This window comes from Nocardia abscessus (assembly GCF_015477775.1).
GTDB classification, from domain to species: Bacteria; Actinomycetota; Actinomycetes; order Mycobacteriales; family Mycobacteriaceae; genus Nocardia; species Nocardia abscessus_A.
This window is the reverse complement of the sequence record NZ_JADLQO010000014.1, coordinates 177,075-192,657: the sequence shown is the minus strand read 5'-3', so window position 1 is coordinate 192,657 and position 15,583 is coordinate 177,075. Positions and strand designations below refer to the sequence as shown.

Annotated in this window: 15 protein-coding genes; 8 read left to right on the top strand and 7 right to left on the bottom strand. The window is 69.2% G+C overall.

What is annotated here, in order from left to right:
- Positions 1-151 precede the first annotated feature (151 nt).
- Positions 152-1,240, bottom strand: coding sequence for an AraC family transcriptional regulator (locus IU450_RS29630; RefSeq protein WP_228835292.1), 1,089 nt, complete (start codon positions 1,238-1,240; stop codon positions 152-154).
- Here IU450_RS29630 and IU450_RS29625 point away from each other — a divergent pair.
- Positions 1,239-2,744, top strand: a complete 1,506-nt coding sequence (locus tag IU450_RS29625) for a flavin-containing monooxygenase (protein WP_195153024.1) — start codon at positions 1,239-1,241, stop codon at positions 2,742-2,744. The two genes, IU450_RS29630 and IU450_RS29625, sit on opposite strands and share 2 nt — an antisense overlap.
- Before the next feature lie 24 nt (positions 2,745-2,768).
- Here the strand turns inward: IU450_RS29625 and IU450_RS29620 are convergent, their stop codons facing one another.
- The gene (locus tag IU450_RS29620; RefSeq protein WP_195153023.1) at positions 2,769-3,581 is read right to left on the bottom strand and encodes a DUF1460 domain-containing protein; all 813 of its coding nucleotides are present in this window, start codon (positions 3,579-3,581) and stop codon (positions 2,769-2,771) included.
- Between the two features lie 181 nt (positions 3,582-3,762).
- On the opposite strand from IU450_RS29620, the gene IU450_RS29615 reads away from it, so the two are divergent.
- Positions 3,763-4,173 carry a nitroreductase family deazaflavin-dependent oxidoreductase gene (locus IU450_RS29615; RefSeq protein ID WP_195153022.1) on the top strand — a complete coding sequence of 137 codons (411 nt, stop codon included), beginning with the start codon at positions 3,763-3,765 and terminating at the stop codon, positions 4,171-4,173.
- Positions 4,174-4,241: 68 nt separating this feature from the next.
- On the opposite strand, the gene IU450_RS29610 is transcribed toward IU450_RS29615, so the two are convergent.
- The 4 genes from IU450_RS29610 to IU450_RS29595 form a co-directional block, all read right to left on the bottom strand.
- Positions 4,242-5,180: an alpha/beta hydrolase gene (locus IU450_RS29610; RefSeq protein WP_195153021.1), complete on the bottom strand. Its 939-nt coding sequence runs from the start codon at positions 5,178-5,180 to the stop codon at positions 4,242-4,244.
- Positions 5,181-5,347: 167 nt separating this feature from the next.
- Positions 5,348-6,340 (bottom strand): hypothetical protein, encoded by a 993-nt coding sequence (locus IU450_RS29605; RefSeq protein WP_195153020.1) that lies wholly within the window; start codon positions 6,338-6,340, stop codon positions 5,348-5,350.
- Positions 6,327-7,658: a hypothetical protein gene (locus IU450_RS29600; RefSeq protein WP_195153019.1), complete on the bottom strand. Its 1,332-nt coding sequence runs from the start codon at positions 7,656-7,658 to the stop codon at positions 6,327-6,329. The genes IU450_RS29605 and IU450_RS29600 overlap by 14 nt, the downstream gene beginning before the upstream one ends.
- Positions 7,655-7,978 (bottom strand): hypothetical protein, encoded by a 324-nt coding sequence (locus IU450_RS29595; RefSeq protein ID WP_195153018.1) that lies wholly within the window; start codon positions 7,976-7,978, stop codon positions 7,655-7,657. The genes IU450_RS29600 and IU450_RS29595 overlap by 4 nt, the downstream gene beginning before the upstream one ends.
- A 384-nt stretch (positions 7,979-8,362) precedes the next feature.
- Between IU450_RS29595 and IU450_RS29590 the strand changes: the two genes are divergently transcribed.
- From IU450_RS29590 to IU450_RS29575, 4 genes are all read left to right on the top strand, one after another.
- Positions 8,363-9,442, top strand: coding sequence for a sugar ABC transporter substrate-binding protein (locus IU450_RS29590; RefSeq protein ID WP_195153017.1), 1,080 nt, complete (start codon positions 8,363-8,365; stop codon positions 9,440-9,442).
- A 74-nt stretch (positions 9,443-9,516) separates the two neighbouring features.
- Positions 9,517-10,290 carry an ATP-binding cassette domain-containing protein gene (locus tag IU450_RS29585; RefSeq protein WP_195153016.1) on the top strand — a complete coding sequence of 258 codons (774 nt, stop codon included), beginning with the start codon at positions 9,517-9,519 and terminating at the stop codon, positions 10,288-10,290.
- A complete protein-coding gene (locus tag IU450_RS29580; RefSeq protein ID WP_195153015.1) occupies positions 10,287-11,525 on the top strand; it encodes a sugar ABC transporter permease in 1,239 nt (412 codons plus the stop codon). Before IU450_RS29585 ends, IU450_RS29580 begins: the two co-directional genes overlap by 4 nt.
- Positions 11,526-11,555: 30 nt before the next feature.
- Positions 11,556-12,764 (top strand): ROK family transcriptional regulator, encoded by a 1,209-nt coding sequence (locus IU450_RS29575; protein ID WP_195153014.1) that lies wholly within the window; start codon positions 11,556-11,558, stop codon positions 12,762-12,764.
- Between the two features lie 26 nt (positions 12,765-12,790).
- Here the strand turns inward: IU450_RS29575 and IU450_RS29570 are convergent, their stop codons facing one another.
- Positions 12,791-14,038, bottom strand: coding sequence for a phthiocerol/phthiodiolone dimycocerosyl transferase family protein (locus IU450_RS29570; protein WP_195153013.1), 1,248 nt, complete (start codon positions 14,036-14,038; stop codon positions 12,791-12,793).
- 227 nt (positions 14,039-14,265) lie between these two features.
- Here IU450_RS29570 and IU450_RS29565 point away from each other — a divergent pair, with 227 nt between their 5' ends.
- Positions 14,266-14,952 carry a crotonase/enoyl-CoA hydratase family protein gene (locus IU450_RS29565; RefSeq protein WP_195153012.1) on the top strand — a complete coding sequence of 229 codons (687 nt, stop codon included), beginning with the start codon at positions 14,266-14,268 and terminating at the stop codon, positions 14,950-14,952.
- Positions 14,953-14,958: 6 nt separating this feature from the next.
- The gene (locus tag IU450_RS29560) at positions 14,959-15,540 is read left to right on the top strand and encodes a TetR/AcrR family transcriptional regulator (protein WP_195153011.1); all 582 of its coding nucleotides are present in this window, start codon (positions 14,959-14,961) and stop codon (positions 15,538-15,540) included.
- The last annotated feature ends 43 nt before the right edge of the window (positions 15,541-15,583 follow it).

The window sequence follows — 15,583 nt, the reverse complement described above, 5'->3', positions numbered from 1 at the left end:
CCCCCTTCGGTGCACACCTACCTCGTCTTCGACGGTAAAGACCCGGCGTCGAGGAGGGAATGGACCGATCACTTTCCGTGGCAACCGTTACCGAAACGGGCGAATCGTACGCCGTTCCGTTGTCGCGCCGTCACCCGAAAGTGTTGTGCGGCTATGTCCTTCCCTGCGATCCGGTGCGGCGCAGCGCGGTAGGCGTTGTGCCCCACCACCTTCGGGCGCATCGGGTGAACGTCGCCTGTTCCGACAGCCCGATCAGCGAGGCGACCTGACTCATCGGCATATCGGTCGTGGTCAGATACCGGCGCGCCGCATCACGGCGCACCTCGTCCAGGATGGCGGCGAACGAGGTGCGCTCGGCCGCGAGACGTCGTTGCAGTGTGCGCGGGTGCACGGTCAGCAGCCGGGCGACAGCGCCGATCTCGGGCGCGGACGTGCCGAGCAGCTGCCGGACGGCGGCGCGCACCTTCGGAGTGATCGCCGCGTCCGCGCCGCCGGACTGTTCGGCGAGAAACGCGATGGCCAACCGGTGCAGGTTCTCGTCACCGCCGGTCAGCGGTCTGCTCGCCAGGCTGCTCGGCACCCGCAGCGCCGCGAACGGCCGCTCGACGCGCACCGCGGCGCCGAAGAACTCCTCGTAGCCGGCGACCGGCGCCTCCGGCCGATACGGCAGCTCGACCGAGCGCAACCCGTAGCGGTCGCCCACCAGACGCTGAATGGTGCGATGCACGAACGCCAGTCCCAGGTCGGTGCCCTGAACAGGGGTCGGCAATCCGGGCTGCACGCCGTACCGCAGCGCGATCACTCCGCGATCGCCGTAGGGGTCCGGCTCCAGCGTGAGGCTCAGCGACCGCGCGTGCAGGAACAGATACCGGGCCGAGCATTCGAGCACGTCGGCCAGTGACGGCGAATTCCGGATGGCCAGCGCCAGCGGGCCGAGCATGTCCAGGTCCTGCCGCTGGGAGATCCGCAAGCCCAGGTCGGGGCAGCGCAGCTGGTGCGCGGCCAGCTCCAGCACGCCCGCGACCCGCTCGTCGGGCACGAGCAGGTCGTCGGCATCCAACGCGGCCACCGGCAAGCCGCACGCCGCGGCCAGCGCCTCGGCGTCCCCGCCCAGCTCTGCCACGGTGGCGCGGAACCCGCGCAACCCGGCGGACCGAATCACCGACATGTCGTCGAGGATCAAATACTTGTCGTGCAAAGTCAAGAAAGCCATCCGCGCGGCTCGCACACTGGAGGACATGACCGAGACCGTCGCAGTACCGGAACACCTCGATGTCGTGATCGTCGGCGCCGGCCTCTCCGGTATCGGCGCGGCCTACCGGCTGCAGACCGAGTGCCGTGGCAAGTCCTACGCCGTCCTCGAGGCCCGCGACGTGCTGGGCGGCACCTGGGACCTGTTCCGCTACCCGGGGATTCGCTCGGACTCCGACATGTTCACCCTCGGCTACCCGTTCAAGCCGTGGCGCGACGCCAAGTCGATCGCCGACGGCCCGTCGATCCTGCGCTACATCACCGAGACCGCGACGGAGCACGGCATCGACCGGCACATCCGCTATCGCACCAGAGTGGTCGCCGCCGACTGGGACAGCGGCACCGCACGCTGGACGTTGACGCTAGAGCAGCGCGACGGGTCCGGCGGCACCGAGACGCGCACGCTCACCTGCGGCTTCCTCTACGCCTGCGCCGGGTACTACGACTACGAGCAGCCGTACGCGCCGGAGTTCCCCGGCATCTCCTCCTTCGCGGGCGAGGTGGTGCACCCGCAGTTCTGGCCCGAGGACTTCGACTACCGCGGCAAGCGCGTCGTCGTGATCGGCAGCGGAGCCACCGCTGTCACGCTGGTTCCGGCCATGGCGCAGCAGGCGCAGCTGGTGACGATGCTGCAGCGCACGCCGACCTGGATCAGCGCCGTACCCGGCCGGGACAAAGTGGCCGACAAGGTCCGCGAACTACTCCCGCCGCGGCTGGCTCATCGCGTGATCCGCACCAAGAACATCCTCTTCGGCATCGGCTTCTACCAGTACTGCCGACGGCGTCCGGAAGCGGCGCGCAAGCTGCTCACCGGCCTCACCACGCGCATCCTGAAGGACGACGAGGCCGTCGCGGAGCACTTCACGCCCAGCTACAACCCGTGGGACCAGCGGCTGTGCGCGGTCCCGGACGCGGATTTCTTCAAGGCGATGAAGAAAGGCAAGGCCGAGGTCGTCACCGACCACATCGACACCTTCGTGCCGGAGGGTATCCGGCTGAAGTCGGGGCGTGTGCTGGAGGCGGACGTCGTGATCACCGCGACGGGGTTGAAACTGCTGGCCTTCGGGGGTATCGCGCCCAGTGTCGACGGCGCGCGAGTGGAGTTGTCCGACCAGTTCGTCTGGCAGGGGACCATGATCACCGGCGTGCCCAACTTCGCCGTGTGCATCGGGTACACCAACGCGTCCTGGACGCTGCGCGCCGATCTCACCTCCCGGCTGATCTGCAAGGTGCTCAACCACATGGATCGCAAGGGCTACGCCGCCGTGGTGCCGCAGCCGCAGGGCGAGCTCGCCGAGCACCCGCTGCTGGATCTGGCCTCCGGTTACATCCAGCGCTCCATCGGCGACTTCCCGCGCCAGGGCGATCGTCATCCGTGGCGGGTGCGGCAGAACTATCTGCTCGATTCGGCCACCACGTTGCGCACGGACTTGGACAAGACGCTCACCGCGACGCCGAAATCGGCGGTGCGGCAGCCTGCGCCGGTCGCATAGCCCGGCAGGCGTGCTCGGTGCGGCCTATCGCGCGCGGAGGACGACGATGCCCGGGGTGGACCGGACGTATTCGGCGAAGGGCGAGTCCACCACCCTGTTGTTGCCCGCGAGCGAAGACGCGTTGCGGAAGACCGCGCCCGCGGGGGTCATGACGAAGATGCCGACGTGGGTGACGTCCAGGCCCGGTCGGTCGGTGTAGGCGCCGATGTAGTCGCCGGTGCGAAGCCTGCTCACGACGTCCTGGTCGACCGCGGCGCTGGGCACGTAGGTGACGGCGCGATCCACCACGGGCAATCCGGGCAGATGGTTACCGCCGTCGGCTTTCGCGTTGAGGTGCTTGGTGACCGTCACCGCCTCGGTGCTCAGGGTCGCCGTGATGTCGGTGGCCGCGACTCGGGCGGTGTGGGACCAATCGCTGAAGAAGTGTTTGCGCTGGCGGAAATCGACTCGGCCATCGGCATAGCGGGTTTCGATCAGATTCGTCGTGAACTGGTCCCGATCGGTCGATCTGCTCAGCGCCTCGACATAGTCGAGGTAGGTGAAGCAATCCACCCGGCGGAAGTCGATGACCAGCTGTTCGGGCTCGGTCGCCGACCCGACGAGCATGTTCGCGCCGTACGGCGTACCGAGGAACGGCCGCGACAGCAGCTCGATCAACTCCGCCTTGCTCGCCGAGGCGGGCGCCTGAGCACGCACCGACAGCAATTCGTCGAGCTTGCGCGAGGTGGCGTCGTCGAGGTGACCGGCGGGTGGCGCGCCGAGCGCCGCGGGCGGAATCGACACGGCGGCGCAGGCGAGAACCGCCAGGACGAGCAGTACGCGAGCGATGGTGCGCAAGACGCCTCCAGCAGAGGTGATCGGTGATACGACAGCGACACCCACGGTAGCGGGGGAAGGGCAGTCGAGGTTGCCGATGACCCAGCGCCGTCCCTCTTCCGCTCTTGGGTGGCTGTTGGTTCACAAGCCTGGGTAGGCTCGCGCACGACCCGGCGCACCCGACTCCCAGGAGAGACAAGTCATGGCAGGCGATTGGAACGCCCAGATCATCGAAGAATTCCGCGCCAACCAGGGCAAGGTCGGCGGTCCCTTCGCGGGTCGCGAACTCCTGCTGCTCACCAGCATCGGCGCCAAATCCGGTCTGCCGCGCACCAATCCGCTCGCCTTCATTCGCGACGGCGAGGACATCGTGGTCATCGCCTCCAAAGCGGGCGCTCCCACCAACCCCGACTGGTTCCACAACGTGCGGGCCCATCCCGAGGTCACCCTCGAGATCGGCACCGAAACGCTGGGGGCGACGGCGACTCCGGTCACCGAGGGACCGGAACGCGATCGCCTCTACGCCGCGATGGTCGAGGTGATGCCCGGCTTCGCCGAGTACCAGGAGAAGACCGACCGGGTGATTCCGGTGGTCAAGCTGACGCCGCGCTGAGGTCGCGGCCCCGGCCGAGTCGCCCGTGCACGGCGTTGCGAAGTGTTCGACCCGAGGTCGTCAGCCGACTACGCCGCGCCCACCGAGGACAGCAGCATGGGCAGGGCGGCGCGCATCTGGAACTTCCAGGCGTCCCAGTTGTGGCCATGATTCGGGACATACCGCTCGTCCACCTGCGCCCCGAGCTGTTGCAGACGGTCCACGAAGCGGAAGTTCTGCTCGTAGGCGGCGGACTCCACCGGATCGCCCTTGCCGTAGGAGACGAACAGCGGAATGCCGGTGAGGTCGGCGGCCCGGCTGTACGGGTTGTTGGCGACCCAGAGATCGCGGTGGACGGCGTAGTCGCCCCAGACCCGTTTCCAGTCGGCGGCGCAGCCCTGGCCGGGCTTGTCGGGTTCGCCCGGTGCACCGGAGTCGTGCAGCGGGTCGACGTTGCCGCTGAACGAGGCGGCCGAGTTGAACCAACCCGGGTGCGCCGCGGCGAATTTCATAGCGCCGAGGCCGCCCATGGAGTTACCCGCGATGGCGCGTGTCGAATTGGCGCGGTAGCCCGATTCCAGCAGGGTGCGCACGTCCTCCAGGAGGTAGCTCTCCCAGGCGGGCGGACCGCCGCGACCGTCGTTGTACCAATTGGAATAGGCGCTGCACCAGCTCGTTTCGGGCAGCACGAAGATCGCCTCCTTGCCCGCGGTGAGCGCCTCGAGATCGCCCTTGTCGGTCCAGGACTTGTGGTCGTCGAAGCCGCCGTGCAGCACCCACACGGTGGGCCAGGTCCGGGCGGCGTCCTTGGACCAGCCCGGCGGGAGCAGCAGCCGGACCACCTTGACCGACCAGTCCGGGCCCTCGAGGTTGGGCGAGGAGAGCCCGATGTCCAGGATCCGGTCGCTTACCCGGGTCTCCCAGCGCACCGTCGGCGCCGCCTGGGCGGGCTGAACGGACAGGAAAGGCACGGTGAGACCTGCGATGACGGTGGCGATGGCGAGGGCAATCCGGCTCAGGCGACGCAACGATCGGACCTTTCGCTCTGCGGTCGTGTCGAAATGTTCACTCTCACAACTGAATCTAGAGCACGTCGGTCTCTATGAATAGCGCTGTTCGCAAACAATCTCGGCGCCGGCCGCTATCCGCTGCGTAACCGGCATGTTCCGGCCCGGGTAGCGCCGAGCCGAGCGAATCAGCCTGCGGTGATTCCCGTGATCAGCGTTTGGTCCGTACCGGTCCGGGTCGTGATGAACTGCGTGAAGGTGTTCGGGTCCTCGTCGGGAAATTGCTGGGTCAATCGGACTTCCCACCGCGCTTGGCCCTCGGGGCCGTCACCGGCCCGGGAGATCTGGACGCAGTACCGGGTGCCCGCCGGCACTTGGTTGATACCGCGCTGGATCTGATCGGCGGGCGCCACCGCCGCGTCGGGCGCGACCACAGCGCGGGCCCGGTATCCCGACCGCTCGGCGTAATAGGCGTACTCGAAGGCGAAGATGGCGTCGGGGCCGCTGCCGGTGCCGCCCGGATCGGTGCCGGAAACGACATCGGCGGTGCGCTTCTGCTCGCATCCCGGCGTCGCGATGGCCCACGGTGGCTTGACCCGGGACGTGGACGTGGCGGGGACGGCGGCGGGTCCGGCCGCGCGCGCGGGCGACGTGACCGCCGCCTTACGCGAATTCGATCCGGAACCGTAGATCATGGCCAGGCCGATCGAGACGGTGGCGACCACGATGGCGAGGACGATCAAGGCGGTCAGCGAGCGATTGCCGCGCTGTTGATCGGAGCGCCGCGGATGGCGCACGGGCGTGCCGGGATGGCGACCGGATCGGTTGACGATGGCGGGCGCCTTGACAAGGCCGTCCTCGACCTGGGGCGGTTCCGCGGCGACGGGCGCGCTGCGCTGCTGCGCGGTCTGCGGTCGCGGCGCTCGCTCGGCCGGTGGCGCGGGATCGAGCCATTGTTCCCACTCGCCGAACTGCGGCCGGGAACTCTGCCGCTCCGGCTCGCGCGGCGGCTCCGCGACCTCGTACTCCGGCTCGCGGCGCCGAACCTGCTTGCGACGGCCGGGTGAACGACGTCGCTTCGACGGCTTGCCCGCGGGAATGCGCAGCATCGGCAGACCCGTGTCGAACGGATTGCTCTGGCTCGCGCCCTGACTGGGATGGTCCCGGTCAGGGGGTGTCATCGTCGAATTCGCCCAGCACCGGTACGACCGCTGTCACAGCGGACGGGATGGTCACGCCGAGCTGTCCGTCGCGCGGCTTGTGCTCGTGGTCGTTGCCGCCGGGCGGCGGAGCGGGCGGCAGCACCATGCCGCCGCTGTGACCGGGCTGACCGGGGTAGTCCGGACGGCTCGCGGGCGCCGGTGCCGTGGAGTCGGCGGGCGGCGCGACCGTGGGGGCGGGCCTGCTTTCCGGCTTGGGCACCTCCGGCCGCGCGGCGGGCGAGGAATTGCCGGGCGGGATCACCGAACCGGGACCGGTGGACGACGGCTTGTGGTCCTGCGATCCGCCGAAGTCGAACAGCTTGGAGGAGTTCTTCGAATCGTCGCCGCTGGTGCCGGAGTTGGTGGTGGAGCCGGGGTTGATCAGTTCCGGGATCGCCTTGTCCGCGGCCGCCGCGACCGTATCGATGCCGTGGATGCCGACCTCGGCGATCTTGTCGATGATGTGCGTGCCGATGTCGACGCCCGCGTTGATGGCCGTGGTGCCGAGTTGCACGCCCGCGGAGATCAGCGCCTGCTGCAACTGGAGCTGGGCGGCCATGGCCGGGTCCATGGGCTGCGTGGTGGCCGGCGACGCGGCGCCGGGCGCGACCGTGCCCGGCGTCGTCGTGCCGGGCACGACTTGCGCCGTGCCGCCGGTGTGAGCGGACTGACTTTGGCTGACGCCGGACGGTGCGGTGACCGTGAGCGGGCCCATGTCGCCGAGTTTTCTGGTGTGGTCGTCCATTTCGGTGCGCGCGGCCGTCACGGTGGTGAGCGCGTCGCGCAGCGCCAGGCTGGCGCGGGCGATGACGGCGTCGGTCTCCGGCGCCGAGGTCGCGTTGGCCAGGATCTCCCGCGCGTCGCGGCGGAAGTCGGCGATGATCTGGTCGACGCGCCGCGCCGCGCGCCCGGACGTGGCGTGCGCGTCGGCGAGGACGGACAGGTAGGCGGGCCCACGATCGGAGATGTCGCCGATCTCGGTCTGCGTGGTGCGCAGCGCGGGCACCGCGGCGTCGGCGGCGCGGGAGGTCCAGGTCGACTCCAGCGCGTGCAGACCTTCCCTGTGCGGCGCTTCGGTGTCCGCGACCTGCGCGGACGCGGCCGAAAGCGCGCCGGTCGCAGCCGCGCTCGGCACGCCGACACCGGTGCCCAGCGAGGAGCGCAACGTCAGCAGTGGGCGCACCAGCGCGGCGATGATCGGCGGATCGACGCCCGGTTCGGTGCTCTGCGGCCGGGGGGCGTCGGTGGCGGGCTGGGTGGCGTGCGCGCGTTTGCGCAGTCCCATCAGGCTTCTCATGCCAGTGCCTCCCCGGAGCGGGTGATCGCGGCGGCCGTCGCGGCGTCCACATCCTGGGCGTCCTCGCTGTAACCGCGCAGGACCTGGCCGTAGGCGCCGACCAATTGCCCCGCGGTCGACAACGCTTGCGCGTGTTCGGATACCGCGGCGGAGAAACGCGCCGCGAATTCCGCGCCGACGAGCCCGAGGTCGGCGGCCAGCCGATCCGGATCCACCGCGCCGGAGGCGACCGTGGCCGCCGATGCCAATTGTTTCGCCACCGCGTCCGCTATCGCGGTGTAGGCGGCCACCGCCGCCGGGTCGAGCCTGAGCGTGTCCACTGTTCCCCTCCCGGATCCCAGTCTGTCGCTGCCGCGCCAAGATTCACCGCCAAGCGTACTGTGCCGGAGGGCTGCTATGCGCCCGATCCTCGGTGGTCTGTTCCCCGCGACTGCCACGCTCCGCGTCCGCGCTGCGCATCGGGTCTCTGTCGGATCCGTCCGAGTCCGCGGACGTGGCCCCGCGCGCTGGGCCGACATCCCTGTTCACGAGCCCTCCTCGGCGGCTGCCACCTGAGCGGATGCCCGCGTGTCGAGATTGTTATGCGGAACAACAAATTACCTGTTGTGCCCTGTGTCACAGTCGAATATGTTGCTGTGAACAACATTCGCTCCACTCCGACCGGCCCCGGGACCTTCCCGGGGCCGGTGATGAAAGGCCCACTCATGCGTAAGGGCATGTTCAGCGCCGCGGCGCTGTCGTTCACGCTGCTCGCCGCCACGCTCACCGCGTGCGGCGACGACTCCGCGGAATCCGGCGGCAAGACCCAGATCGGCGTGATCCTCCCGGACAGCAAGACCTCGGCACGCTGGGAGACCGCGGACCGCAAGTATCTGCAGCAGGCTTTCGAAGCCGCGGGCGTCAAGGCCGATATCCAGAACGCGCAAGGCGACAAGAACGCCTTCCAGACCATCGCCGACCAGATGATCACCAACGGCGCCGCGGTGCTGGTGATGACCAACCTGGACAGCGGTACCGGCAAAGCCGTGATCCAGAAGGCGAAAGCGCAGGGGGTCACGGTGATCGACTACGACCGGCTCACCCTCGGCGGCGGCGCCCAGTACTACGTCTCCTTCGACAACGTGAAGGTCGGCAACCTGCTCGGGGAGGGCGTCGCGCAATGCCTGACCGACCGCAACGCCCCGCGCCCGGTGGTCGCGTATCTGAACGGCGGTCCGACCGACAACAACGCCACCCTGCTGAAGACCGGTTACGACGGGGTGTTGAAGCCCCGGTTCGACGCCGGACAATACGTCAAGGGACCGGATCAGGCTGTCCCGGAGTGGGACAACACCAAAGCGGGCACGATTTTCGAGCAGATGCTCACCGGACGGCCGGACATCGGCGGCGTCGTCGCGGCCAACGACGGATTGGCCAACGCCGCGATCGCGGTGCTGAAGAAACAGAAGCTCAACGGTCAGGTGCCGGTCAGCGGACAGGACGCCACGGTGCAGGGCCTGCAGAACGTGCTGGCGGGTGACCAGTGCATGACCGTCTACAAGGCGATCCAGAAGGAGGCGGAGGCGACCGCGAAACTCGCGGTGGCGCTGGTGAAGGGGGAGCAGGGCACGACCAACGGCGCGGTGCGCGATCCGGAGTCGAATGCCGACGTGCCGTCGGTGCTGCTGGAGCCCAAGGCGATCTACCCGCGCGACGTCAAGGATGTGATCGCCGACGGCTATGTCACCGAGGCCGAGCTGTGCACGGGCGAGTTCGCGAAACTCTGCGCGGACAACGGGATCTGATATCGCACGCCCCTTCCGCGGTTCGATGAGGGGATTGCGGAAGGGGCTCCATTCCTGCTCGAGGAGTTACCCCAATGTCCGAACTGCCGGTAATCGAATTACGCGGAGTACAGAAGAGTTTCGGTCCCGTGCACGTCCTGCACGAAGTCGCCTTCAGCGCCTATCCCGGCGAAGTGACCGCCCTTGTCGGTGACAACGGCGCGGGCAAGTCCACGCTGGTCAAATGCATCGGCGGCACCCATCCCATCGACGCGGGCGAGTTCCTCTTCGAGGGCTCCCCGGTGCAGGTGCACAGCCCGCGCGACGCGGCGGCGCTCGGCATCGAGATCGTCTACCAGGATCTCGCGCTCTGCGACAACCTGGACATCGTCCAGAACATGTTCCTCGGCCGGGAGCGCAGGCGCGGTCTCGTGCTCGACGAATACGCGATGGAGGAACTGGCCGGAAAGACGCTGGCCGGTCTGTCGGTACGCACCGTCAAGTCGGTCCGGCAGCAGGTTTCGAGCCTGTCCGGCGGTCAGCGCCAGACGGTGGCCATCGCGAAAGCCGTGCTGTGGAACAGCAAGGTGGTGATCCTCGACGAGCCGACGGCCGCGCTGGGCGTCGCGCAGACCCAGCAGGTGCTCGAACTGGTCCGCAGGCTCGCCGACCAGGGTCTGGCGGTGGTGCTGATCTCGCACAACATGAACGACGTCTTCGCGGTGTCCGACCGGATCGCCGCGCTCTACCTCGGCCGGATGGCGGCCCAGGTCCGCACCTCCGACGTGACGCACGCGCAGGTGGTCGAACTGATCACGGCGGGCCGCAGTGGCGCGCTCGGCCTCGAGACGAGCGGGGTCACCCGATGACCGCGGTGGCGACCCAGCGGCGACCGGCGTCGGCGCCGGTGACCGACCTGGTGAGCGACTACGTCGGCCGCGTGCGCGGGGGCGACATGGGGGCGCTGCCCTCGGTGATCGCGCTCGTCGTTCTCTCGGTGATCTTCTGGGCGGCGCGCCCGGTCTTCATGTCCGAGGCCAACTTCGCCAACCTGTTCACACAGGGCGCGGCGATCGCGGTGATCGCGATGGGACTGATCTTCGTGCTGCTGCTGGGCGAGATCGACCTGTCGGCCGGATTCACCAGCGGCGTCTGCGCGGCCGTGCTCGCCGTACTGCTCACCGACAAAGGGTGGCCGTGGTATCTCGCGGTGCTGGTCGCGCTGCTGACCGGTGTGGCGATCGGGCTCGTGATCGGCACGGTCGTGGTGAAGATCGGCATCCCGTCGTTCGTGGTGACGCTGGCGGCGTTCCTCGCGCTGCAAGGCGTGGCACTGAAGATCATGGACAACGGCCGCAACATCTCCATCCGCGACGAGACGATCGTCGCGATCGCGAACAAGAACGTCCCGCCCGCGATCGGCTGGGCGCTGTACGCGGTGCTGGTCGCCGGGTTCGCGCTCGTTCAGTACCGGAAATTGCGGGCCCGCACGAAACTCGGGCTCACCGGCACGACGGCGCGCACCGTCGTGGTGCGTGTGGCGCTGCTGGCGTTGGTGGCGGGTGCGGCGGTGCTGGTGCTCAACGGCGAGCGCAGCCGCAATCCCGCGCTGCACTCGCTGGCGGGAATGCCCATCGTGGTGCCGCTGATCGTGGCCCTGTTGCTGCTGTGGACGTTCGTGCTGGACCGCACCGCGTTCGGCAGGCACATCTACGCGGTCGGCGGCAACGCCGAGGCCGCCCGGCGGGCGGGCATCGCGGTGGATCGCGTGAAAATCACCGCCTTCGTGCTGTGTTCGACGATGGCGGCGGTGGGCGGGCTGATCGCGGCCTCGCGCGCGAACTCCGTCGATCCGAACACCGGCGGCAGCGACGTGCTGCTCACGGCGGTCGGCGCGGCGGTGATCGGCGGCACCAGCCTGTTCGGCGGCCGCGGGCGGATGCTGGACGCGGTGCTCGGCGCGGCGGTGGTCGCGGTCATCAACAACGGGATGGGGCTGATGGGCTACAGCGCGGGCACGAAATTCGTTGTGACAGGATTTGTGCTGCTCTTGGCCGCCGGAGTGGACGCGCTGTCGCGTAAGCGTGCGCTCCTGCATCGATGAATCCCCGACCTCGTGACGAAAGCCCGGTGAATGCGAGCAGCACCTTCTCCCGAGGAGATCCGCACGCGCAACCTCGCCGCGCTGCTGCGGAACGTCCACCGTGACGGGGCGGTGTCGCGCGCCACGCTGGCCGAGCGAATGGGACTGAACCGCAGCACGATCCTCGCGCTCACCACGGACCTGGCGGCGGCGGGCTTGGTGAGTGAGGAACTGCCCGGCCAGACCGGCCGGGCAGGCAGGCCCTCGCTGGTGGTGCGGCCGCGCGCGGAACGGGTGTACGTCGTCGCGCTGGACGTCGGTGCCGACCGCCTCGCCGCCGCACGGGTCGGGTTGGGCGGTTCGGTGCTCGATCGCACCGAGACCACCCGTCCCCGCGGCGCGTTCGACCCGGACGATGTGATCGCCGCGCTGGTGACCATGGCGCGGGCGATGATCGCCGCGGCCGCGGCGGACGCCGTGTGCGTCGGCGTCGGTGTCGCGTTCTGCGGCATGGTCCGCGAGGAGGACGGCGTGGTGCGGTACGGGCCGAACCTCGGCTGGGTGGACGTCCCCTTCGGCGCCGCGATGACCAGGGAGCTCGACCTCGGCCTGCGGGTCGCGGTCGGCAACAACGCCAATCTCGGCGCGCTGGCCGAACGGGAACGTGGCGTCGGCGTCGGCTTGGCGAATCTGATCTACCTGCACGGCGACGTCGGCATCGGCGGCGGAATCATCGTCAACGGCGAGTTGCTCGGCGGGGAAGGCGGTTACGGCGGAGAAGTCGGGCACATGATCGTTCATCCGGGTGGGCGGCACTGCGCCTGCGGATCCCGGGGCTGCCTCGAGGCCGAAGCGGGCGAACTCGGGTTGATCGCGGCGGCGGGACGCAGCGATCCTCCCGGGCAGGCGGCGGTCGACGCGATCGTCGATGCCGCCGCCCGCGGCGATACGACAGCGCGGGACGCGCTGCACCAGGTCGGCGAATGGCTCGGATACGGCGTCGCCAATCTGGTGAACGTCTTCAATCCGTCGGTGGTGGTGTTCGGCGGCGTGTTGCGGGAGATCTATCTGGCGTCGGCGGCGCAGGTGCGCAGCCGGGTGGCGATGAACGGCCTGCAAGCCGTCCGCGAACGGGTTCGCCTGCGCACCAGCGCACTCGGCGGGGACGCGACCCTGATCGGCGCCGCGGAGCTGGCCTTCACCGACGTGCTCACCGATCCGTTGCAGACGTTGTCCCGCACGTCCGCCGCGCGCGCCTGACGGTCAGGTTCGGACGCGACCCGGCCTTATGCGGCGCCTGCCGCGCTGAACTCCGACAGGTGCGCGGCGAGCAGCCGGACCCGCACCCGTTGTTCGTCGGTGGTTTCCTCGGGGTGGTGGATCTCGATGCTCAGCCGGTCGTCGAAGGTGCTGATGATGATGGTGCCGCTCGGCTGCTGCAGCCGGTGCCCGGTCTTGTCCGGTTTGCCGAGCATGATCGAGCGGAAGTCGGTGATTCGCAAGTCGTCCGGGACCCGGGGTCTGCGCACGCGTCCCCAGTTGGTGGCGAGCACGATTCCCGGTGCGCGTGGCGGAGGGCCCGCGGCGATCTCGGGAATGTGCAGCGGGGTCTGCTGCACGTCGCCCGTGTCCACTCCGGCGCGCAGCGTGTCGCTGATGCCGCGAGCCAGCTCCACGAGCGACGTGCCGGTCCGCGGCGCCGGGACGAAGTTCGCGAAGCCGAGTACGTTGGTGCCCTCTGTCGTCCCGATCGGCGGCGTCACCCGGGTGCGCAGGTCGACGGAGTAGGTGTAGGCCAGTTCGGCCAGGGGCAGCCTGCGCAGCTCGGCCTCGGTGAGCAGAATCGCGGCGGAGGCCAAGCCGTTGATCGTGGTGTTCTCCCGATGCCCCAGCTCGACCAGCGCGGCGGTCTGTTCGCGGGTCAGCCTGCACCGCGCCGTGCGGGGCAGGAGGTAGTCGGGATCATCGGGGCCGGAATACATCTGGGCGACGCCCATCGGGCGGTGCGGCATCACCGGTGTGTCGGTCTTGCGCACGCCGCGCTCGCGGAGCAGGTCTTCCACCGAGCGTGGGAAGCCGTGCGGCTCCAGCTCGGGCGGCCGCCCCCGGGCGAGGTCGGTATAGCACGACCACAGCTCGGCGAACACAGCCAGCGAATGATAGGCATCCGCGACACTGTGATGGGTCACCAAGGTGACACCGGCGGCGGCGCCGTCGCGGACCACGCACAGCGAGCCGAGCGCTCTGCGCTGATCCAGCCGCGCGCCGGTGAGCAACCGCTCGGGATCGCCCTCGGCGACCGTCATCTCCGCTGCGGCGCCCGGGGATTCGAGCAGGAGGTGCCCGCCGCGCCCGTCCGGCTCCAGGTGGGCGCCGAGGATCGGGCGGGAGCGAACCACGGCTTCGAACGCCGCCGACAGCGCGGCGAGATCCAACCGGCCGGCAACCCGAATCGAATAGCCGACGAGGACTTCGCTGTTGGCGAAGATCGCCTCGCTCGGCGCCAGCGGACGGATGACGGTTGCTGCGGTCATGTCGCTTCCTCCACCTGAGCCTGTCCCAGAGGCTAGTCCGAAGCCCGGACGCGCCAGGCTCTTTCGGCAGCATCATCTGTGTCCTGTATCGGGAGACATGGACCCGCTGTTTCGCGTCGTTGCCACAACGACACCTTGTCCGGACCGGACCCTCCGGCGCGGAGCCCAGCGTTAGCTGCCGCAGCTCTAGAGTGATACTCTAGAGCCCTGCTCTAGAGGAGGTTGGAATGACCGAACTCGTCACCTACCGGCTCGATGCCGGGGTCGCCACGATCACGCTGGACGACGGCAAGGCGAATGTGATGTCGGAGACCATGATCGGGGCCATCGCCGCCGCCCTGGACCGGGCCGAGGCCGACCGGGCTGTCGTCCTGTTGACCGGCCGCCCGCGCATGTTCTCCGCCGGCTACGACCTGGCGACGTTCTCCCGTTCCGCCGACGACATCCGCCGTACCCTGCGCGCCGGAGGCGACTTGGTCCATCGGCTGCTCGGGTTCCCGTATCCCGTCGTCGCGGCATGCCCAGGGCACGCGATCGCACAGGGCGCGTTCACGCTGCTGGCCACGGACGTGCGGTTCGGCGTCGCGGGGGATTTCAAGCTCGGTCTCAACGAGGTCGTGATCGGGCTGACCATTCCGCACTACGGCGTGGAGACGGCGCGGCATCGGCTCACCGCGCCGGGCTTCGACCGGGCGGCGAATACCGGCATCCTGGTCGGTCCCGAGGAAGCCAGGGAGCTGGGCTTCCTCGACGTGCTCGCCGCCGATGCCGACGAGCTGCACGAACTCGCTACCGCCGAGGCGCAGCGATTGACCGGCATAGACTTCGCCGCGCACACCGGCACGAAGCTGCGGGTACGTGCCCAGGTGCTCGCCGCGGTCCGGTCCGGCATCGACGCCGAGTTCGGGGCGTAGCGGCTCGTGCGCACCCGCGAGCGGATCCTGGCCGAGGCGACCGAACAGCTCCTGGCCAAAGGTTATCCGGCGTTCACGGTGGCGGGCGTGCGCGATCGGCTCGGTTTGTCCAGCGGCAGCATGTTCCACGCGTTCGGTTCGAAGGCCGAACTGGCGGCCGCCGTCTACGTCGCCGGGATGCTCGACTATCAGCGCGCGGTGCTCGACCACCTCGACGCGCACGGCATCGGCGCCGAGCAGGCGATCCGCGCGATGCTCGCGGCCCATCTCGGCTGGGTGGAGGACCATCGTGAGCTCGCCCGCTTCCTGTTCGCCACGCTTCCGGACGAGGTCGCGCGCAGCGCGGAGCCGGAACTGGCACAGCACAATCGAACCTTCTTCGGCGCGCTGGAGCGCCGGTACCGTGAGCTGCTCACAACCGCGGACGTGGGCGGCGACGGCTATCCGGTGGCCCACGCGATCTGCGTCGGACCGGCGCAGGAGTACTGCAGGCAATGGGTGCGCGGACGCGTCTCGGCTCCGCCGCGCACACTGACCGCGACCTTCCAGGATGCCGCCGTCGCCGCGCTCGCCACACTGAGTCGCTAGCCGCAGCGTATTTCGGCGTCCGGGCGCGGAGTACCGAGTGACG